Annotated in this window: 18 protein-coding genes; 9 read left to right on the top strand and 9 right to left on the bottom strand. The window is 69.3% G+C overall.

Annotated elements, in window-relative coordinates; genetic code table 11:
- Positions 1-205: 205 nt before the first annotated feature.
- On the top strand, positions 206-550 hold the full coding sequence (yidD, locus tag K9U40_RS16935) for a membrane protein insertion efficiency factor YidD (RefSeq protein ID WP_282891312.1): 345 nt from the start codon (positions 206-208) through the stop codon (positions 548-550).
- 56 nt (positions 551-606) lie between these two features.
- Here the strand turns inward: yidD and K9U40_RS16930 are convergent, their stop codons facing one another.
- Together K9U40_RS16930 and K9U40_RS16925 are read right to left on the bottom strand one after the other, a co-directional pair.
- Positions 607-2,829: a transglycosylase domain-containing protein gene (locus K9U40_RS16930; protein ID WP_414114795.1), complete on the bottom strand. Its 2,223-nt coding sequence runs from the start codon at positions 2,827-2,829 to the stop codon at positions 607-609.
- Between the two features lie 165 nt (positions 2,830-2,994).
- The gene (locus tag K9U40_RS16925; protein WP_282891310.1) at positions 2,995-3,411 is read right to left on the bottom strand and encodes a YidB family protein; all 417 of its coding nucleotides are present in this window, start codon (positions 3,409-3,411) and stop codon (positions 2,995-2,997) included.
- A gap of 243 nt (positions 3,412-3,654) precedes the next feature.
- Here K9U40_RS16925 and ccmI point away from each other — a divergent pair, with 243 nt between their 5' ends.
- From ccmI to K9U40_RS16910, 3 genes are read left to right on the top strand one after another with little or no spacing between them, the layout of a single operon-like run.
- Complete coding sequence (gene ccmI, locus K9U40_RS16920; protein ID WP_282891309.1) at positions 3,655-4,818, top strand: c-type cytochrome biogenesis protein CcmI; 1,164 nt, start codon at positions 3,655-3,657, stop codon at positions 4,816-4,818.
- Positions 4,815-5,294: a cytochrome c maturation protein CcmE gene (ccmE, locus tag K9U40_RS16915; protein WP_282891308.1), complete on the top strand. Its 480-nt coding sequence runs from the start codon at positions 4,815-4,817 to the stop codon at positions 5,292-5,294. Before ccmI ends, ccmE begins: the two co-directional genes overlap by 4 nt.
- Positions 5,295-5,297: 3 nt before the next feature.
- On the top strand, positions 5,298-7,667 hold the full coding sequence (locus tag K9U40_RS16910; protein WP_282891307.1) for a heme lyase CcmF/NrfE family subunit: 2,370 nt from the start codon (positions 5,298-5,300) through the stop codon (positions 7,665-7,667).
- A 16-nt stretch (positions 7,668-7,683) separates the two neighbouring features.
- Here the strand turns inward: K9U40_RS16910 and miaA are convergent, their stop codons facing one another.
- Entirely contained in the window at positions 7,684-8,634 is a 951-nt protein-coding gene (miaA, locus tag K9U40_RS16905; RefSeq protein WP_282891306.1) for a tRNA (adenosine(37)-N6)-dimethylallyltransferase MiaA, read from the bottom strand.
- On the opposite strand from miaA, the gene serB reads away from it, so the two are divergent.
- Positions 8,633-9,532 (top strand): phosphoserine phosphatase SerB, encoded by a 900-nt coding sequence (serB, locus tag K9U40_RS16900; protein WP_282891305.1) that lies wholly within the window; start codon positions 8,633-8,635, stop codon positions 9,530-9,532. The two genes, miaA and serB, sit on opposite strands and share 2 nt — an antisense overlap.
- Before the next feature lie 111 nt (positions 9,533-9,643).
- On the opposite strand, the gene K9U40_RS16895 is transcribed toward serB, so the two are convergent.
- From K9U40_RS16895 to K9U40_RS16870, 6 genes are all read right to left on the bottom strand, one after another.
- Positions 9,644-11,140: a DegQ family serine endoprotease gene (locus K9U40_RS16895; protein ID WP_282891304.1), complete on the bottom strand. Its 1,497-nt coding sequence runs from the start codon at positions 11,138-11,140 to the stop codon at positions 9,644-9,646.
- A gap of 367 nt (positions 11,141-11,507) precedes the next feature.
- On the bottom strand, positions 11,508-11,696 hold the full coding sequence (locus tag K9U40_RS16890; protein WP_282891303.1) for a DUF2065 domain-containing protein: 189 nt from the start codon (positions 11,694-11,696) through the stop codon (positions 11,508-11,510).
- 17 nt (positions 11,697-11,713) lie between these two features.
- Positions 11,714-12,619: a protease modulator HflC gene (gene hflC / locus K9U40_RS16885; protein ID WP_282891302.1), complete on the bottom strand. Its 906-nt coding sequence runs from the start codon at positions 12,617-12,619 to the stop codon at positions 11,714-11,716.
- A complete protein-coding gene (hflK, locus tag K9U40_RS16880; protein ID WP_282891301.1) occupies positions 12,616-13,773 on the bottom strand; it encodes an FtsH protease activity modulator HflK in 1,158 nt (385 codons plus the stop codon). The genes hflC and hflK overlap by 4 nt, the downstream gene beginning before the upstream one ends.
- Positions 13,774-14,020: 247 nt before the next feature.
- Positions 14,021-14,299 (bottom strand): ribbon-helix-helix domain-containing protein, encoded by a 279-nt coding sequence (locus K9U40_RS16875; protein ID WP_282891300.1) that lies wholly within the window; start codon positions 14,297-14,299, stop codon positions 14,021-14,023.
- Positions 14,280-14,474: a DUF4169 family protein gene (locus K9U40_RS16870; RefSeq protein ID WP_282891314.1), complete on the bottom strand. Its 195-nt coding sequence runs from the start codon at positions 14,472-14,474 to the stop codon at positions 14,280-14,282. Before K9U40_RS16870 ends, K9U40_RS16875 begins: the two co-directional genes overlap by 20 nt.
- A 279-nt stretch (positions 14,475-14,753) precedes the next feature.
- On the opposite strand from K9U40_RS16870, the gene fumC reads away from it, so the two are divergent.
- From fumC to K9U40_RS16850, 4 genes are all read left to right on the top strand, one after another.
- Positions 14,754-16,142, top strand: a complete 1,389-nt coding sequence (gene fumC, locus K9U40_RS16865) for a class II fumarate hydratase (protein ID WP_282891299.1) — start codon at positions 14,754-14,756, stop codon at positions 16,140-16,142.
- A 126-nt stretch (positions 16,143-16,268) separates the two neighbouring features.
- Positions 16,269-16,898, top strand: a complete 630-nt coding sequence (locus K9U40_RS16860) for a ParB-like protein (RefSeq protein WP_282891298.1) — start codon at positions 16,269-16,271, stop codon at positions 16,896-16,898.
- Between the two features lie 183 nt (positions 16,899-17,081).
- Positions 17,082-17,642 carry a LemA family protein gene (locus K9U40_RS16855; RefSeq protein WP_282891313.1) on the top strand — a complete coding sequence of 187 codons (561 nt, stop codon included), beginning with the start codon at positions 17,082-17,084 and terminating at the stop codon, positions 17,640-17,642.
- 17 nt (positions 17,643-17,659) lie between these two features.
- Positions 17,660-18,339, top strand: a 680-nt coding sequence (locus K9U40_RS16850) for a TPM domain-containing protein (RefSeq protein WP_282891297.1), incomplete at its 3' end; no start/stop codon positions are given.

Genomic DNA, 18,339 nt, shown 5'->3' with positions numbered 1-18,339 from the left:
ATTAGTGTACCCAAAGTTATTCACATTGTTTGTTGTTATTGTTGTTTTTTTCTGCAGTCTCGTGGGCTCGGAGATTTGTATAAGAGACAGTGGAATGAGATGGCACCATCAGCGCCGGCCACGATGGCGAATGTGAGGCGGCTGGGTCGGGATGGATGCTGGAGCGTGATCCGACCGGCGCGTGAGAAGGGCAGGAGGCGGGGCAGTGGACGGCACGAGTTCAGAGGACGGCGCGAAGGGGGTGATCCGCCGGCTGCCGCGGCAGGCCCTGCGCGTGCTGATTCTCTCTTACCGCTACACCCTGTCGTCCATCATGGGCCGCCAGTGCCGCTACCTGCCCACCTGCTCGGAATATGCGGAGGAGGCGGTGATGCGCCATGGCGCCCTGGCCGGCTCGGTCATGGCCACGGCGCGCGTCTGCCGCTGCCATCCCTGGGGCGGGCACGGATATGACCCAGTGCCCCGCTGCCTGCCGGCGGACGCACGCTGGTATCGTTTCTGGCGCTACGGGGTCTGGCGCATGCCGAAGGAGCCGGACGGCGCGGGCTGAGGCCGCATTCCGGCGCCATCCAGCTTGCCTCTGTCCGGCCTGGCCGTCGCGCGCGCTCAGTTGCGCCGCACGGGAGCGGGCAAGGGCGTCGCCGGGCCGGTGGTGACGGCGGCGGCAGGCTGGGGGGCCGGGGAGGCGTCGGTGAGGCGCACCTCGGCTTCCTTCAGCAGGCGCTCCAGCGCCGCGAGGCGCTCGGCCGCGCGCGGCGAGAGGGTGACCGGGCGCTCGCTCTCGGCAAGGCCGGGCACGTTCACCATGGGCGGCGGCTCCTCGATCTTCGGGATCGGCGTGGTGACGCCGGGGATCGGCTTGATCTCGATACCCTGGTGGGCATAGGCCATCACCTTCTGCCAGGTCATGGCCGGAAGCGAGCCGCCGGTCATCTTGTTCATCATGGCGTAGTCGTCATTGCCGAACCACACACCGGCCACGTAATTTCCGGTGAAGCCCATGAACCAGGCGTCGCGATAGGCATTGGTGGTCCCGGTCTTGCCCGCCACCTTGGCATTGACGAGGCGGGCGCGGCGTCCGGTGCCGTTCTCCACCACGTTGTTCAGCATGTCGTTGATGTCGTTGAGCTGCTGGGTCGGAATGATCTGCACGCTCTTCGGCGCGTCGCGGTCGAAGCGCCAGACCACGTCGCCGTTGCCGATGCGCATCTCCACCACGGCGTGGGGATAGACGCTCTTGCCCGCATTGGCGAAGACGGCATAGGCGCTGGTCATGTCGAACAGGGTCACCTCGGCGGCACCCAGCGGCAGGGGGGCGCTGATGGGCAGCGGCGTGCGGATGCCCATCTGGTGGGCGAGGTCCACGATCTTCCGGCGGCCGAACCGCTCCGCGAGACGCACCGCCACCGTGTTCAGGGAGTGCTGGAGGGCCGTCTTCAGGGTGATGGAGCCCATGTAGGAGCGCCCGTAATTCTGCGGGCACCAGTTGCCGAGGCAGATGGGCGCGTCCTGGACGATGGTGGACGGCTTCATGCCGTTCATCAGCGCCACCGTGTAGACATAGGGCTTGAAGGAGGAGCCGGGCTGGCGCAGGGCGTCGGTGGCGCGGTTGAACTGGCTCTCGCCATAGTCGCGCCCGCCCACCATGGCGCGCAGGGTGCCGTTGGGCTCCATCACCACGATGCCGCCCTGCTTCACCTTGTAGTCGCGCCCGAACTCGGCCAGCGAGGTCTCCAGCGCCGCATCCGCCACCTTCTGGATGTTGGGGTCGAGGCCGGTGCGCACGATGAAGTTGCGCTCCATTACGGACTGGGGGAGCTGGTCCACCAGCTTCTTCACCTCGCCGAAGGCGTAGTCGAGATAATAGTCTGGCACCTCGTCGTCGCGCCGGTCCACCGGGGTGGCCGGGTTGCGGCGGGCGCCGAACACCTGGCCCTCGGTCATGAAGCCGGCATCCACCAGATTGTCGAGCACGGTGGAGGCGCGGGCGCGCGCGGCGGGCAGGTTGACGTGGGGCGCGTATTTCGAGGGCGCCTTGAACAGGCCCGCCAGCATGGCCGCCTCGGCGAGGTTCACCTCCCGCACCGACTTGCCGAAATAATAGCGCGCCGCCGCGTCCACGCCGTAGGCACCGCCGCCGAGATAGGCGCGGTCGAGATAGAGCTTCAGAATCTGGCTCTTGGTGAGCCGCGTCTCCAGCCAGATGGCGAGGAAGGCTTCCTTGATCTTGCGCTCGATGGTGCGCTCGTTGGACAGGAACAGGTTCTTGGCGAGCTGCTGCGACAGCGAGGAGCCGCCCTGCCGCACGCCGCCCGCCCGCGCATTGGTGACCACGGCGCGGAAGGTGCCGGCCACGTCGATGCCCCAGTGCTCGTAGAAGCGCCGGTCCTCGGTGGCGAGGGTGGCCTTGATGAGGTTGTCCGGAATGTCCTCCAGCGGCACCGTGTCGTTCTGCTTCACGCCCCGCTCGCCGATGGTGTTGCCGTAGCGGTCGAGGAAGGTAACGGCAAGCTCGGTGCGCTTGAGCCAGTCGTCGGAGGTCTCGCGGAAGGCGGGAATGGCGAGGGCCAGCATCACCAGCGCGCCGGCGGTGCCCAGGGTGATGCCTTCCGAGGCCATGCCGGCGGCGAAGCGCGACACGCCGGTGAGGTTGAACCGCTCGGTGAAGGCGGCGTAGGCGGACAAGGCGCGCCGGGTGCGCGCGCCGAGGCTGAACAGGCCGCTGTCCAGCAGGGCGTCGAAGTCGAGCAGCAGCCCGCGCAGCCGCGTGCCGAAGGACGAGCGCGTCCGGTCGGGGCGCTTCGGATCTGTGGGTTCGCGCTCGGTCACGGCTTGGGCTCGGTCACGGCTTGGGCTCGGTTTCGGCTCGGCGGCTCCGGCGGCGCCCCCGCGCCCGCGCATCGCCGCTCCTGTCTGTGTCGCTTCGCCCCATTCTATAGCGTGCCGCCGAAAGGCGCGCGAGCCTGGCGTCGCGCGGGGCTCGGAGGCGCGGGCTCAGCGTCCCGGCAGCTCCAGCACGCCCTCGGGGCTCAGGCGGTCGATGATGGTGGGCAGGTGCTGGGCCAGGATCTCCGGCAGTTGCTCGGCCGACAGGCCCAGCGCGCCGGCGATCTGCGCCAGCTGGCCCTCGCCCAGGGCCGAGGTGATCTGCTCGGCGCTCACCGGGACATTGGGGCCGGTGGAGATCCAGCTCGCCACCGCGTCGGAAAGGCCCGCCTGCTGCAACTGCTCGAGCGCGCCGTCGATGCTGCCGAAGGGCGTCTTGGCGAAGGCGGAGTTGAGCAGTCCCGGCAGCATCTGCCCCATGGGGCCGTTCAGCACGGTCTCGATCAGGCTGCCGGCGCCGTCGGGGCCCGCCTTGTTCAGCATGTTGCTCAGAAAGCCGCCCATCATCTGGTCGAAGAGGCCCATGGCCGACGCTCCGTTGCTCCCGTGGGGGCGCCCGCGCGCCCTGTCGTGCTCCGCTGCACTGCATGATGCGGCGCGGTAGAGGTTGGTGTACCGGATCGGGTGTGTGAAGTCGATTGCGCCCGGCTTGTGACCGTTTCGTTCGCGGCAGCGATCACAAGTTGGAGCTTACCCTGCGGCTCCGCGCCGCTGGGACGGCATGTGGCCTATGCAGCCACACTTTCACCCGTTAACGGCTCTGAGGTGATGATCTCACTCCCTTTGTTCGCAGCCTTTGCGCTCATGACCGCATTCGCGGCGCTCGCCGTGCTGTGGCCGCTCTCGCGCGTCCGCGCCACGCGCGCGGCCCGCGATGCCGACCTCGCCGTCTACCGGGACCAGCTGGCCGAGATCGCCCGTGATGCCAAGTCCGGCCGCCTGCCCAAGGCGGAGGCGGAAGCCGCGCGCATCGAGGTGGCGCGGCGCATGCTCGCCGCCGATGCCGCGCGGGAGGGGGCGGCCGCCGAGGACCCGGGCCGGGCGAAATGGCGTCGCCGCGCCGCCGCGGTGTTTGCCATGGTGTTCGTGCCCGCCTTCGCGGCCGGCCTCTATGGCGTGCTCGGCAACCCTGCGATTCCCGGAGCGCCGCTCGCCGAGCGCCTGGCGGCGGTGCCGGACCGCAGCGACGTGGCGATCCTGGTGCGGCGGGTGGAAGAGCACCTTCAGAAGACTCCCAATGACGGCCAGGGCTACGAGATCCTGGCGCCGATCTACCTGCGCCTGGGCCGTCCGGAGGATGCCGCCCGCGCCTATGCCGAGGCGATCCGCATCCTCGGCCCCTCCGCCATGCGCCATTCGGCCCGCGGCGAGGCGCTGGTGGTCGCGTCCGACGGCCTCGTGACCGCCGATGCCGCCCGTGCCTTCGCCGATGCGCTCGCCCTCGACCCGGACGAGCCGCGCGCCGCCTATTTTCTCGGCCTCGCCGCCGAGCAGGACGGGCGGAAGGAGGATGCGGCGCGGATCTGGGGCCAGCTTCTGGCCCGCGCACCGGCCGATGCACCGTTCCGGCCCCTGGTGGTGGCGGCCCTCGCCCGGGTGGGCGGTGCGGCGCCGGCCGCCCCGGCGGCAGCCGGCCCGGGCCCCGGCGCTGCCGACGTGGCGGCGGCGGCCTCCATGTCCACGGATGAGCGCAACGCCATGGTCCGGGGCATGGTGGCCCGCCTCGCCGCGCGGCTTGAGAGCGAGCCCAACGACATCGACGGCTGGCTGCGCCTGGTGCGCGCCTATGGCGTGCTGGGCGACAGGGACAAGGCGACGGAGGCCTTAAAAACGGCCCGTGCCGCCTTCAAGGACAATGCGGAAGCTCTCGGGCGGCTCGATGCCGCCGAGAAGGAGCTCGCGCCTAGGGCGGGATCGGGAGACAAAGGATGACGCGCAAAGGCCGGCGGCTGGTTCTCATCGGGGCGGGGCTCGGCGTGCTCGCGCTGGCGGCGGGGCTCATCCTGTCCGCCCTGAACGACACCATCGTCTTCTTCCGCACCCCCACGGAAGTGGCGCAGCAGCAGGTGGCCCCCGGCGCGCGCCTGCGGCTCGGCGGGCTGGTGGAGACCGGCAGCGTCGTCAAGTCCGGCACCCTCACCACCTTCAAGGTCACCGACGGCAATGCCACGGTGAAGGTCGCCTATTCCGGCATCCTTCCGGACCTGTTCCGGGAAGGGCAGGGGGTGGTGGCCGAAGGCGCGCTCCAGGGCGACGGCAGCTTCAAGGCCGACAGCGTGCTCGCCAAGCATGACGAGAAATACATGCCCCGCGAGGTGGCCGACGCGCTGAAGCAGCAGGGCCACTGGAAGGATGGCGCGCCTGCCCCGGGCGCCGCCTCGCCCGCCCAGCGCGCACCGGGGAGCTGAGCCATGATCGCCGAAATGGGCCAGTACGCCCTCGCCCTCGCCTTCGCCCTTTCGCTGGCACAGGTGGTGCTGCCGGCCTGGGGCGCCCGGCGCGGCGACCCGGTGCTGATGGGCGCGGCGGGGCCCATCGCGCTGGCGCTGTTCTGCTTCATCACCTTCGCGTTCAGCCTGCTGGTGCAGCTCTACGTCACCTCGGACTTCACCGTGGTGAACGTGGCCGAGAATTCCCACTCCCAGATGCCGCTGATCTACAAGATCACCTCCACCTGGGGGAACCACGAGGGCTCCATGCTCCTGTGGGTGTTCGTGCTGGCCTTTTTCGGCGCGCTGGTGGCGGTGTTCGGCGCCAACCTGCCGGACCGGCTGAAGGCGCTGGTGCTGTCGGTGCAGGGGGCGGTGGCGGCGGCCTTCCTCTCCTTCATCCTGTTCACCTCCAACCCCTTCGCGCGCCTCGTGCCGCCGCCGGCGGAGGGGCGCGACCTCAATCCCATCCTCCAGGATCCCGGCCTCGCCATCCATCCGCCGCTGCTCTATCTCGGCTATGTGGGGCTCTCCATCTCCTTCGCCTTCGCCATCGCGGCGCTGATCGAGGGGCGGATCGACGCCGCCTGGGCGCGCTGGGTACGGCCCTGGACCCTGGCCGCCTGGATCTTCCTGACCCTCGGCATCGCCATGGGCTCCTACTGGGCCTATTACGAATTGGGCTGGGGCGGCTGGTGGTTCTGGGACCCGGTGGAGAACGCCTCCCTCATGCCGTGGCTCGCGGCCACCGCGCTGCTGCATTCCGCCGTGGTGATGGAGAAGCGCGACGCCCTGAAGGTGTGGACCATCCTCCTTGCCATCCTCGCCTTCTCGCTGTCGCTGGTGGGCACCTTCCTGGTGCGCTCGGGCGTGCTCACCTCCGTGCACGCCTTCGCCACCGATCCGGCGCGGGGCGTGTTCATCCTCGCCATCCTCACCTTCTTCATCGCCGGCGGGCTGACGTTGTTCGCGCTGCGCGCCTCGGAGCTGAAGCAGGGCGGGCTGTTCGCGCCCATCTCGCGGGAGGGGGCGCTTGTCCTCAACAACCTGTTCCTCACCGCCGCCACCGCCGCGGTGCTGGTGGGCACCCTCTACCCGCTGGCGCTGGAGGCGTTGACCGGAGCCAAGATCACGGTGGGGCCGCCTTATTTCAACCTCGCCTTCGGCGGGCTGATGGTGCCGCTGGTGTTCGCCATGCCATTCGGCCCGCTGCTGGCCTGGAAGCGCGGCGACCTCATGGGCGTCGCCCAGCGCCTGATGCTGGCCGCCGCCCTCGCGGTGGTGGCCGCGGTGGTCATCGCCGCCGCCACCACGGGCGGGCCGGTGCTGGCACCGCTGGCGGTGGGGCTCGCGGTCTTCATCATGCTGGGCGCGCTCACCGACATCGCCGAGCGCGCAGGCCTCGGCCGGGTGACCGCCCGCGTGGCTCTGGCGCGCCTCGCCGGCGTGCCGCGCTCCGGCTATGGCACCGCCATCGCCCATTTCGGCGTCGGCGTGTGCCTGCTCGGCATCGTGTGCGAGAGCGGATGGAGCCTGGAGAAGATCGCCTCCGTCAAGCTGGGAGACACCGTGACCATCGGCGCGCGCACGCTGACCCTCGATCGGCTGGAGAACCGCACCGGGGCCAACTTCCGCGCCCGCACGGCGGTGTTCTCCATCCGCGAGGACGGCGCGCCGCAGGGCACCATCGAGGCCTCGCGGCGCATGTTCGCCGCCCGGCAGATGGCCACCACCGAAGCCGGCATCCGTACCTTCGGCCTCAGCCAGCTTTATGTGAGCATGGGCGAGGAGAGCCCGGACGGGCATATCTCCATGCGCGCCACCTACAAGCCGTTCGTGACGCTGATCTGGCTCGGCGCGGTGGTGATGGCGCTCGGCGGCGCGCTCTCGCTGGCCGACCGGCGCCTGCGCGTCGGCGCCCCCGCCCTCGCGGTGCAGCCGGATGAGGTGCTGGGCGATCCGGTGCTGGAAAGCCGCGCCCGCGCCATCTCGGCCGAATTGCGCTGCATGGTCTGCCAGAATCAGTCCATCGACGATTCCGACGCCCCCCTCGCCAAGGACCTGCGCCTCATCGTGCGCGAGCGGCTGAAGGCGGGCGACAGCGACGCCCAGGTGATGGAGTTCATGGTGGCGCGCTATGGCGAGTTCGTGCTGCTGCGCCCGGTCATGTCCTGGCGCAATGCCCTGTTGTGGGCGGCGCCGGTGCTGGTGCTGGCGCTGGGCGCGCTCGCCGCGGTCTTCGGCCTGAAGCGCCGCCGTGCGGCCGCGCCCCAGCGGCTCTCGGCCGACGAGGAAGCCCGCTTCAAGACGCTTCTTGCGGAAGGGGAGGGGCATCCCCCCGAAGGCCGCTGAGGCCTTTGCGCCCCCCTCAGCGCGCGGGCGTCCTGATCATGCCGAGCACCGCGTCCAGAGCGGCCTCCGGCGCGGCACGGGGCCAGTCCGCCATCTGGTGGCGGAAGAAGGTCTCCTGCCTTTTGGCATAGCGGCGGGTGTCGCCCTGGCCCTCGGCGATGGCGGCTTCCAGCGTCATCTCGCCGGCGAGATGGCGGGCGAGGGCCGGGGCGCCATGGGCCTTGAGTACCGTGCGGGCGGGATCGAGCCGGCGGGCCGCCAACGCTCGAACCTCTTCCAGCGCTCCCTGCGCCATCATGGCCTCGAAGCGCGCGTCGATGCGTTGGCGCAGCACCGTGCGGTCCACCTCCAGCACGAGGCGCGCGCAGCGGGAGGCGTCCAGCACCGGGCGCGGCGCGTCCTTCTGCCAGTCCGCAAGGGAGCGGCCGGTGGCGGTGATCACCTCCAGTGCCCGCAGCACCCGCTGGCGGTCGTTGGGCTGGAGCCGGGCTGCGGTCCCGGGGTCCAGGGCGGCGAGGCGGGCGTGCAAAGCGGGGCTGTCGAGGCCTTCCGCCGCGCCGCGGACCTGTGCCCGCACCGCATCCGGCACCTTCGGGATCTCGGCGAGGCCTTGCGTCAGCGCTCGGAAATAGAGCCCGGTGCCGCCGACGAAGATGGGCAAAAGCCCCTGTTCGCGCGCGGCGGCGAGGGATGAGGTGGCATCAGCGAGCCAGCGGCCCACGGAATAATCCGTGTCCGCATCCACGTGGCCGTAGAGGCCGTGGGGAACCTGCGTCTCCTCCGCGACGGTCGGCCGCGCCGTGAGCACCCGCAGGTCGCCATAGACTTGCATGGAATCTGCATTGAGCACGATGCCTGCGAGTCGCTCGGCGAGCGCCATCGCGAGGGCCGACTTGCCGCTGGCGGTGGGACCTGCGATGAGCACCGCCGAAGGCTCATTCCCCTTTTCGAGTACCGATATCGCCATGGCCTATGTCGCGACGCTGATTTCCAACCCATCTGCCCCGGCTTTGACCCGCGAGGCAATCCACGAGGCGCGCGCGGTGCTGCCCGAGGCGCAGGAAGCGGTGGTGCTCGCGCCCGAGGTGGCCGTGGACATCCATTTCGCGCCGCCACTGGGCGCCGATGCCCGGGCGCTGGCCGATGCCGTGCGCGCCGCCCTCGGGGACGCGCCCATCGACGTGGTGGTGCAGCTTGAGGCGGCCCGGCGCAAGCAGCTTTTCCTCGCCGACATGGATTCCACCATGATCGGGCAGGAATGCATCGACGAACTCGCCGACCTCGTGGGCGTGAAGGCCCATGTGGCCGCCATCACCGAGCGGGCCATGCGCGGGGAGATCGCCTTCGAGCCGGCGCTGCGCGAGCGCGTGGCGCTGCTGCGCGGCCTGCCGGCCGGCGTGGTGGCCGACGTGCTGCGCGAGCGCATCAGCCTCACCCCCGGCGGGCTCGAGCTGGTGGGCACCATGAAGGCCAACGGGGCCTATACCGCCCTCGTCTCCGGCGGCTTCACCGTGTTCACGAGCGCCATCGCCGCGCGGGTCGGCTTCGACGAGCACCGCGCCAACACCCTGCTCATCGAGGACGACCGCTTCGTCGGCGCGGTGGAGGAGCCCATCCTCGGCCGCGACGCCAAGCTCGCGACCCTCGAGGAACTGCGCGACCGCATGCACCTCGCCCCGTCCGAGACCATGGCGGTGGGCGATGGCGCCAACGACCTCGCCATGCTGCAGGAGGCCGGGGTCGGCGTCGCCTTTCACGCCAAGCCGGCGGTGGCGGCGGCAGCCCATGTCCGCATCGACCATGGCGACCTCACCGCGCTGCTCTACATGCAGGGTTATGCGCTGAGCGAGTTCCACACCGGCTGAGGCGGAAGCGGTTTCGAGGACGGGATCGCGCCGCCGCCTCCGGATCGTGCAACGGGCGATGCCCCGGACGCGCCGGGGCATCGTGTTCGAGACCGGTGGTCGCCGCGGTCTTCAGTTCAGCGGCACCGTGACGAATTCCTGCTTGCCGTCGCCGTCGGAGACGAGGAACAGGGCCGAGCGCTTGCCCTGCTTGCGCAGGGCATCAATCTGCTTCTCCACGTCGGAGGGGTTCGTCACCGCCTCCTGCCCCACCTGGACAATGACCTGCCCCGCCTTCAGCCCCTTGTCGGCGGCCGGGGCGGAGGCGTCGACGCCGGTGATCACCACGCCATTGATCTCGCTCTTGATGCGGTAGCGCTTGCGCAGCTCGTCGCTCATGGCCGTAAGCTCGATGCCGAGGGCCTTTTTCGGCGCCGCCTTCTGCGTCTCGGCAGCGGGCTTGGCGGCGTCCGGCTTGTCGTCTTCGGGCATGCGGGCGACCTTGAGGCGCAGGGTCTCCTCCTTGCCCTTGCGGACCACCACCACCTCCACCTCGGTGTCGGCCATGGTGTCGGCCACGGTGCGGGTGAGGTCGCGCACTTCCTTGATGTCGCGGCCGTTGAACTTCACGATCACGTCCCCGGCCTTGATGCCGCCCTGGGCCGCCGGGCTGTTCTCCGAGACCACGCCGATGAGCGCGCCGCGCGGCCTGCCGAGGCCGAGGCTCTCGGCGATGTCGTCGGTGACCGGCTGGATGCGCACCCCGATCCAGCCCCGACGCACCTCCTTGAACTGCTCCAGCTGGGCCAGCACCGGCTGGGCGGTGGCGGCGGGCACGGCGAAGCCGATGCCGATGGAACCGCCCGAGGGGGAGATGATGGCGGTGTTGATGCCGATCACCTCGCCGTCCATGTTGAACAGCGGGCCGCCGGAATTGCCGCGGTTGATGGCGGCATCGGTCTGGATGAAATTGTCGTAGGGGCCGGAATTGATGTCGCGGTTGCGGGCGGAGACCACGCCCACCGTCAGCGTGCCGCCGAGGCCGAACGGATTGCCGATGGCCATCACCCAGTCGCCCACCCTGAGCTTCTCGCTGTCGCCGAACTTGACCGCGGTGAGCGGCTTGTCGGGCTTCACCCGCAGCAAAGCGAGGTCGGTCTTGCTGTCGCGGCCGATCAACTCGGCCTTCAGCTTCGAGCCGTCGTTGAAATTGGCGAAGATCTCGTCGGCGTCGGCGATCACGTGATTGTTGGTCACGATGAGGCCCGACGCGTCGATGACGAAGCCCGAGCCGAGGGAGGAGACGCGGCGCGAGCGCTGCTCGCCGCCGTCATCCTGCCGGCGCTTGAAGAACTCGTCGAAGAAATCCTCGAACGGCGAGCCGGGCGGCAGCTGCGGCTGGGGCACCGAGCGGGAGGCGGCCACGTTCTGCGAGGTGGAGATGTTGACCACCGCATCCATCACCCGCTCCGCCACGTCCGCCACCGTGTCCGGCCCCTTGCCGGGGGCCGCGGAGAGGGGGGCCGGCCCGAGGGTCGCGAAGGTGGTGGTGAGGAGCGCGAAGGCGGCTGCCAGAACGAAAGCGGGCAGGCGGACGGAGGGAATTGAGGAACGAAGCGTATGGGGCATGGCTCTCCTCGACGCGGCGGTCGTGCTTTGAGGCTGCGCCGGCCGTCGCGCGGGCGCAAGCCCCCGAACGGTCACGATCCGGCGCCGGTCCCACCCGGGCCGGATCGGGCCGGGTGGGACCGGCCCGGCGATGGCACAGCCCTGAATCCGAGGGAGCAGGCCCGCCCCGCCGCCATGGGATCGGGTCGGAGCCGGCGCCCATGGGAATCGGTGCGGTCGCAATGCGGCCAAAACGCGACCGCCCCGCGCGCCGTTCGAGCGGCAGGCGGGGCGGTGGTGTCGGCCGGGGGGCCGGCGGACGTGTCCCGGGGGGCATGGCGCGAGCCGGACCCGTCCGGCATCCGTCATCGCCCGGCGCCGGGACGGCTCACAGGGAGCGCACGAGGAAGACCACCAGCACGCCGACGGCACCGACCCCCAGCCCCGCGAGGCGCATGGGGGTCTCCGGCGCGTGGAGCACCGCCTTCATGGCCCTGCGCCACGCCCCCGGAAAGGCGGCGAGGCACAGGCCCTCGATGGCGAGCATGAGGCCGAGAGCGGCGAAAAGATCCTTCATGCCGCGCCCGGCCCGCGTCAGTTGGCGGGCGCGGGCGCCGGCGCGCCCGCCGCCACTCCGGTCGGATCCCGGAAATAGCGGAAGAAGTTCGATTCCGGGCTCAGCAGCAGCCGGGTATCGGCGGGCTTCATGGTCGCTTCATAGGCCTGCATGGACCGGTAGAAGGTGAAGAAGTCCGGATCGCGCCCGAACGCGTCGGCGAAGATGCGGTTGCGTTCCGCATCGCCTTCGCCGCGCAGCTGCTCGCCCTTCGAGTTGGCCTCGGCCACCACGATGGTCGCCTCGCGGTCGGCGCGGGCGCGCAGGCGCTGGGCCGCCTCGTTGCCCTGGGCGCGGATCTCGGCGGCTTCCCGCTGGCGTTCCGTCTGCATGCGCTGGAACACCGCCTGGCTGTTGGCCTCCGGCAAATCGGCGCGGCGGATGCGCACATCCACCACGGTGATGCCGAAATTGGCCGCCTCGCGGTTCACCTGCTCGCTGATCTGGTGCATCAGGCCTTCACGCCCGTCACGCACGACGCTGATGAAGCTGTTCTCGCCCAGCACCCGGCGCAGCGCCGAGTTGAGCACCGTGGACAGGCGGGAATTGGCGCCCTGCACCGTGCCCACCGACTGGTAGAAGCGCAGCGGATTGGTGATGCGGTAGCGCGCGAACGCATCCACCACCAGGCGCTTCTGGTCGGAGGCGATGACTTCCTGCGACGGGTTTTCGAGGTCCAGGATGCGGTTGTCGAGATAGACCACGCTGTCGATGAACGGCATCTTCCAGTGCAGGCCCGGCTTGGTGATGGGCGCGAGCGGATCGCCGAGCCGCAGCACCAGCGCCTGCTGGGTCTGGTGGACGATGAAGGCCGAAGAATAGACTAGGACGAGGGCGACGACGCCGAGAACGGCGAGCACGCCGCCGAGGACCGGATTTCTCATCGCGTGGCTCCCTGGGGCTGGGCGGCGGGTGCCGGCTGGCGGCGGAGGAGGTCGGTGAGCGGCAGGACCGGCACGACGCCGCCTTGCCCGCCTCCCGATGCCCCGCTGGGCCCCTGGCGGGTGGCGGAGGAATCCACCAGCACCTTCTCGACGCCGCCGAGCACGCGCTCCATGGTCTCGAGATACATGCGCTCGCGCGTCACGACCTTCGCTTTCTGGTACTCGTCATAGATCTTGATGAAGCGGGCCGCCTGGCCGCGGGCGTCCACCACGGTGCGCTCGCGATAGGCCTGGGCGGCGTTCTCGATGCGCGAGGCCTCGCCGCGGGCCTCGGGCAGGATGCGGTTGGCGTAGGTCTGCGCCTCGTTCTGGGAGCGCTCGGCGTCGGCGCGAGCAGCCTGCACGTCGCGGAAGGCGTCGATGACCTGGCTCGGCGGATCGACCTTCTGCAACTGCACCTGGGTGATCTGCACGCCGGCCTTGTAGCCGTTCAGCACCGACTGCATCAGCTCCTGCACGCCGGTCTCGATGTTCTGCCGGGCGCCGGTGAGGATGGGCTGGATGTTGGTGCGGCCGATGACCTCGCGCATGGCGCTCTCGGCCACCGCCTTGATGGTGCCCTCGGGGTTCTGGACGTTGAACAGATAGTCCTCGGCGTTGGAGATCACCCAGAACACGGCGAAGTCCACGTCCACGATGTTCTCGTCGCCGGTGAGCATCAGGCTCTCTTCCGGAACGTCGCGCATCACCGAGGTGTTGCGGCGCGTGTCCTCGCCCACCCGCATGCCCACGTCGATGCGGTTGACGAAGGTGACCTTGGGGGTCAGCACCGTCTCGATGGGGTAGGGCCAGTGATAGTTGAGGCCGGGCTGGGTGATGCCCACGAACTTGCCGAAGCGCAGCACCACGCCCTGCTCGTCGGGGAGCACGCGATAGAGGCCCGTGAGGAACCAGCCGACCACCACCACGGCGATGACGAGGATGACGCCCTTGGCGCCGAACGAGCCCGGCATCATGGTGCGCAGCCGGTCCTGGCTGCGGCGGATCAGGTCTTCGAGATCTGGCGGCGTCGGTCCTGATGAAGAGGGTCCCGAACCCCAGGGACCCCGCGGCCCATTACCCCATGGGCCGCCACTCTGATTCTTCCACGACATCCGTCGTCTCCCGTGAGCGGTGCCGCCATCGGCACGCGCGTCGCTGCGAGCCTCCGCCGGTTCCGGCGCGGGCACCCCGCAACGGATCCGATCCGACAGGCGGACCTGTCCGAGGAGACCGGCCCGGCGCCGGCGAAAGCCAGCGCCCGACCACGCCCCGCCGGGCAGGGCGGTTATAGGAAACCGCGCGTCGCCTTTCAACGCGACGCGCGGTCAGCCTCATTCGCAGATAAGGTCGAGCCGCGCTTTACGCAACGGGAGGGCTTGCTGCCGGCATGCGTTCTCCGGCGGCCTGGGTCCGGGCCGCCGTTGCCACGCCTCGATAGTAGTCGAGGACGAAAAGGCGGATGGCGGACGACAGGTTGCCCTGCGTGCGTGCGGAATCGATGGTTGCCACGAGGTCGGACAGGGTGAGCCGTCGACCGCTGGCGATCTCTTTAAGAGCCTCCCAGAAGGCGTCCTCGAGGCTGACGCTGGTCTTGTGGCCGGCGATGACGATGGATCTCTTAACCACGGGGCTTTTCATGTTCTTCCCTCTCGGTCAGGGCGTGACCCTCAAGGTGGCGTCGCTGCCGCTCGAGCTCGTCTGCCAGCCTCTCGCGGTCGGCCTTGGTCTGCCCGAATCGAATTCGGTTCTCCCCGGCCGCCGCCTGCGCCGCCTGACGGGCCCGCGCCTTGCGCGCCCGATGAAGATTGACCACGTCGCCCAACGCTATCTCACCTTGTCGCCAGTTTCCTCCGCACCCGGCGGCCGGTGATCTTGTACGGCCGGCGCACCGCGTCAGGCCCACGAGCCCGATGAGATATTAATACCTCAGGGCCGGCCAAAGATATGGCGAAATCTTGTAGAGGTAACATCCACGGGCTACCACCTTGGAATTATTTTAGCCAGCACGTTTACCCAACACGTCTAGCTCCCCGGAAGGCGCTCAGCTGTGCTATGAGCCCGCCGCCCGCGAGACCACAGAGAGGCCAAGGCGATGACCACGCGCACCGAGACCGATACGTTCGGTCCCATCGAAGTTGCATCCGACCGCTATTGGGGCGCGCAGGCGCAGCGCTCCCTCGGCAACTTCAAGATCGGCTGGGAGAAGCAGCCGCTTCCCGTGGTCCGCGCCCTCGGCATCGTCAAGCGCGCCGCGGCGGAAGTGAACCGCGATCTCGGCCGGCTCGATCCCAAGCTTGCCGACGCCATCGTCGCCGCCGCGCAGGAAGTGATCGAGGGCAAGCTCGACGCCCATTTCCCCCTCGCCGTCTGGCAGACCGGCTCGGGCACCCAGTCCAACATGAACGCCAACGAGGTGATCTCGAACCGGGCCATCGAGATGCTCGGCGGGGAGATGGGCTCCAAGAAGCCCGTGCACCCCAACGATCACGTCAATATGAGCCAGTCGTCCAACGACACCTATCCCACCGCCATGCACATCGCCTGCGCGGAGGAGATCGTCCGCCGCCTGGTTCCGGCCCTCAAGCACCTGCACGCCGCCCTCGACGCGAAGGCGAAGCAGTGGACGAACGTCATCAAGATCGGCCGGACCCACACCCAGGACGCCACCCCGCTCACCCTCGGCCAGGAATTCTCCGGCTACACCCAGCAGGTGGAGAACGGCATCCGGCGCATCGAGATGACGCTGCCGGCGCTGATGGAGCTGGCCCAGGGCGGCACCGCCGTGGGCACCGGCCTCAACGCCCCGGTGGGCTTCGCCGAGAAGGTGGCGGACAGGATCGCCGCCATCACCGGCCTGCCCTTCACCACCGCCCCCAACAAGTTCGAGGCGCTGGCGGCCCATGACGCCATGGTGTTCTCGCACAGCGCCATCAACACGGTGGCGGCCTCCCTGTTCAAGATCGCCAACGACATCCGCCTGCTCGGCTCCGGCCCGCGCTCCGGCCTCGGCGAGCTGGCGCTCCCCGAGAACGAGCCCGGCTCCTCCATCATGCCGGGCAAGGTGAACCCCACCCAGTGCGAGGCGCTGACCCAGGTCTGCGTGCAGATCTTCGGCAACAACGCCGCGCTCACCTTCGCCGGCAGCCAGGGCCATTTCGAGCTCAACGTCTACAATCCGGTGATGGCCTACAACTTCCTCCAGTCGGTGCGGCTGATGGCGGACGCGGCGGTGAGTTTCACCGACAATTGCGTGGTGGGCATCGAGGCGCGCGAGGACAACATCAAGGCGGCGCTGGAGCGCTCGCTGATGCTGGTGACCGCGCTCGCCCCGAAGATCGGCTACGACAACGCCGCCAAGATCGCCAAGACCGCCCACAAGAACGGTACCACTCTGCGCGAGGAGGCCGTCGGCGGCGGCTATGTGACGAACGAGGAATTCGACGCCGTCGTGCGCCCCGAGAATATGATCTCGCCCGGCTGAGGCGCTCCGCACTCCGAGCCTGGGCGCGGCGGCATTCCGGACGGGGTGCCGCCGCGCGCGTTTTCGGCCATGCTGGCTGTTCCGAGCCATGCCTATGCTTGCGCATGGTCGCGCCGTGGAGGACGCATGACCGACCAAAGTCCCCGGGACGGAGCCACGCGCGAGCTGCGGGAAGTGGCCATTGATGCGCTTCGCCCCACCCAGCTCACCCTTGGCCTTTACGAGGTGCAGCGCCGGGCGAAGCTGATGGGCGGCCTTTCGCGGCGCGAGCTGCGGGCGCTGATCGAGGAGAAGGCGGTGCCCTGCGTGCTGGGACCGAAAAGGCGCCTCTACATGATTGATCACCACCATCTGTGCCGGGCGCTCCTGGAGATCGGCCACGACACGGTGATGGTGGGCGCCCCCCGGGCCGACTGGTCGGCCCTCGATTTGAAGGACTTCTGGCACCGGATGGAGACGCAGGGTTTCTGCTGGCCCATCGACGTGGACGGCAACCGGCGCCCCTGCGTGAAGATCCCCGAGCATATCAGCGAGCTCACGGACAATCCCTGGCGGACGCTGGCCCGCGGCGTGCGGGGAAAGGCCTATTCCAACGAGGACACCCCGTTCCAGGAATTCATGTGGGGCAACTACTACCGCTCCTTTATGACCACGCGGCTGCTCCAGAGCGACATCGAGCTGGCCGAGAAGCTGGCCGTGAAGCTCTCGCGCCTCGACGAGGCCCAGGACCTGCCCGGCTATCTCGGCCCGAAATGAGGAGCCCCCGCAGGGAGCCTTGCCGAGCTTCGCCGTGTTATAAGCGCGCCGGCGCGTCAGGGCGCCTGAGACAGGGGAGGGGCCACCATGTCCACTGTTCGCATCTCCGCCGCACGTTTCTCCGCCGCACGTTTCTCCAGGGCGCTCCAGCAGCTGTCCCGCCTTCGGGCGCCGCTTCTCGCCATGCTCGCCGCGCTGACGCTGGCCGGCTGCGGCGTCAATGTGATTCCCACCGAGGAGGAGCGGGCCAAGGCCGCGTGGAGCGAGGTGCTGAACCAGTATCAGCGCCGCTCCGACCTCATTCCCAACCTGGTGGAGACGGTGAAGGGCTATGCGGCCCAAGAGAAAGACGTGCTGACCTCGGTCATCGAGGCGCGGGCCAAGGCCACCTCCATCAGGGTGGACGCCTCCACCGTGACCGATCCCGCCCAGTTCAAGCAGTTCCAGGACGCGCAGGCGGGCCTGTCCAGCGCGCTCGGCCGGCTCATCGCGGTGTCGGAGGCCTATCCGGACCTGAAGTCCAACCAGAATTTCCTCGCCCTCCAGTCGCAGATCGAGGGCACGGAGAACCGCATCGCCGTGGCGCGGCGCGACTATATCGACGCGGTGCGGGTCTATAACACCGAGCTGAAGACCTTCCCCGGCGTGCTGTGGGCCTCGACCCTCTATCGCAGCTACCGGCCCATGGAGACCTTCACCATCTCCGAGCAGCAGATGCAGGTGCCGAAGGTGAAGTTCAACTGACGCCAGGGGTGGCGGCCATGCTCCGCCTGTCCGTCTCCCGCCTTTCCCCGCCATGGCGCGGCGGCGCCCTGCGCCACGGGCTGCTCGTGCTGGCCGCGCTGGTGCTCGGTCTCGGCGCGGCGGCGGGGGCGGAGCTGGCTTTTCCGCCCCTGACCGGCCGGGTGGTGGACGCTGCCCACGTGCTCGATCCGTCCACCCTCCTGCGCCTCGATGCCCGGCTCGCGGCGCAGGAGGCGAAGGCCACCGACCAGGTGGTGGTGGCGACTGTCCCCTCCCTCCAGGGCACGTCGGTGGAGGACTATGCCAACCGGCTGTTCCGCGCCTGGCAGATCGGGCAGGCGAAGAAGAACAACGGCGTGCTGCTCCTCGTGGCGCCGAGCGAGCGCAAGGTGCGCATCGAGGTGGGCTACGGGCTGGAGGGCATCCTGACCGACGCGGTGGCCTCCACCATCATCCGCAATGCCATCGTCCCCGCCTTCAAGGCCGGCGACATGGCCGGCGGCATCGTGAAGGGCACCGACGCCATCCTTGAGATCCTCAACCTCGATCCCGACGAGGCCCGGGCCCGCGCCCGCAAGCTGGAGCAGCCGGGCATGAGCGAGGAGGAGGTGGACAACATCATCTTCCTCATCGCCATGATCGCCTTCTGGGGCTTCATCATCTGGCGGGTGACGCGGGGCGGTGGCGGGCCGCGTGG

The sequence above is a fragment of the Xanthobacter autotrophicus genome (assembly GCF_030015065.1).
GTDB classification, from domain to species: Bacteria; Pseudomonadota; Alphaproteobacteria; order Rhizobiales; family Xanthobacteraceae; genus Xanthobacter; species Xanthobacter autotrophicus_D.
The sequence above is the reverse complement of the archived record's forward strand: the minus strand, read 5'-3'. Positions and strand labels throughout refer to the sequence as shown.

Excerpts from the sequence above, each read along its gene's own strand:
- miaA (WP_282891306.1), bottom strand. The coding sequence starts at position 8,634 with ATGGCGATATCGGTACTCGAAAAGGGGAATGAGCCTTCGGCGGTGCTC.
- K9U40_RS16875 (WP_282891300.1), bottom strand. The coding sequence starts at position 14,299 with ATGAAAAGCCCCGTGGTTAAGAGATCCATCGTCATCGCCGGCCACAAG.
- serB (WP_282891305.1), top strand. The coding sequence starts at position 8,633 with ATGGCCTATGTCGCGACGCTGATTTCCAACCCATCTGCCCCGGCTTTG.
- K9U40_RS16855 (WP_282891313.1), top strand. The coding sequence starts at position 17,082 with ATGCTCGCCGCGCTGACGCTGGCCGGCTGCGGCGTCAATGTGATTCCC.
- ccmE (WP_282891308.1), top strand. The coding sequence starts at position 4,815 with ATGACGCGCAAAGGCCGGCGGCTGGTTCTCATCGGGGCGGGGCTCGGC.
- K9U40_RS16895 (WP_282891304.1), bottom strand. The coding sequence starts at position 11,140 with ATGCCCCATACGCTTCGTTCCTCAATTCCCTCCGTCCGCCTGCCCGCT.
- K9U40_RS16860 (WP_282891298.1), top strand. The coding sequence starts at position 16,269 with ATGACCGACCAAAGTCCCCGGGACGGAGCCACGCGCGAGCTGCGGGAA.
- hflC (WP_282891302.1), bottom strand. The coding sequence starts at position 12,619 with ATGAGAAATCCGGTCCTCGGCGGCGTGCTCGCCGTTCTCGGCGTCGTC.
- ccmI (WP_282891309.1), top strand. The coding sequence starts at position 3,655 with ATGATCTCACTCCCTTTGTTCGCAGCCTTTGCGCTCATGACCGCATTC.
- K9U40_RS16910 (WP_282891307.1), top strand. The coding sequence starts at position 5,298 with ATGATCGCCGAAATGGGCCAGTACGCCCTCGCCCTCGCCTTCGCCCTT.
- K9U40_RS16890 (WP_282891303.1), bottom strand. The coding sequence starts at position 11,696 with ATGAAGGATCTTTTCGCCGCTCTCGGCCTCATGCTCGCCATCGAGGGC.
- hflK (WP_282891301.1), bottom strand. The coding sequence starts at position 13,773 with ATGTCGTGGAAGAATCAGAGTGGCGGCCCATGGGGTAATGGGCCGCGG.
- K9U40_RS16925 (WP_282891310.1), bottom strand. The coding sequence starts at position 3,411 with ATGGGCCTCTTCGACCAGATGATGGGCGGCTTTCTGAGCAACATGCTG.
- fumC (WP_282891299.1), top strand. The coding sequence starts at position 14,754 with ATGACCACGCGCACCGAGACCGATACGTTCGGTCCCATCGAAGTTGCA.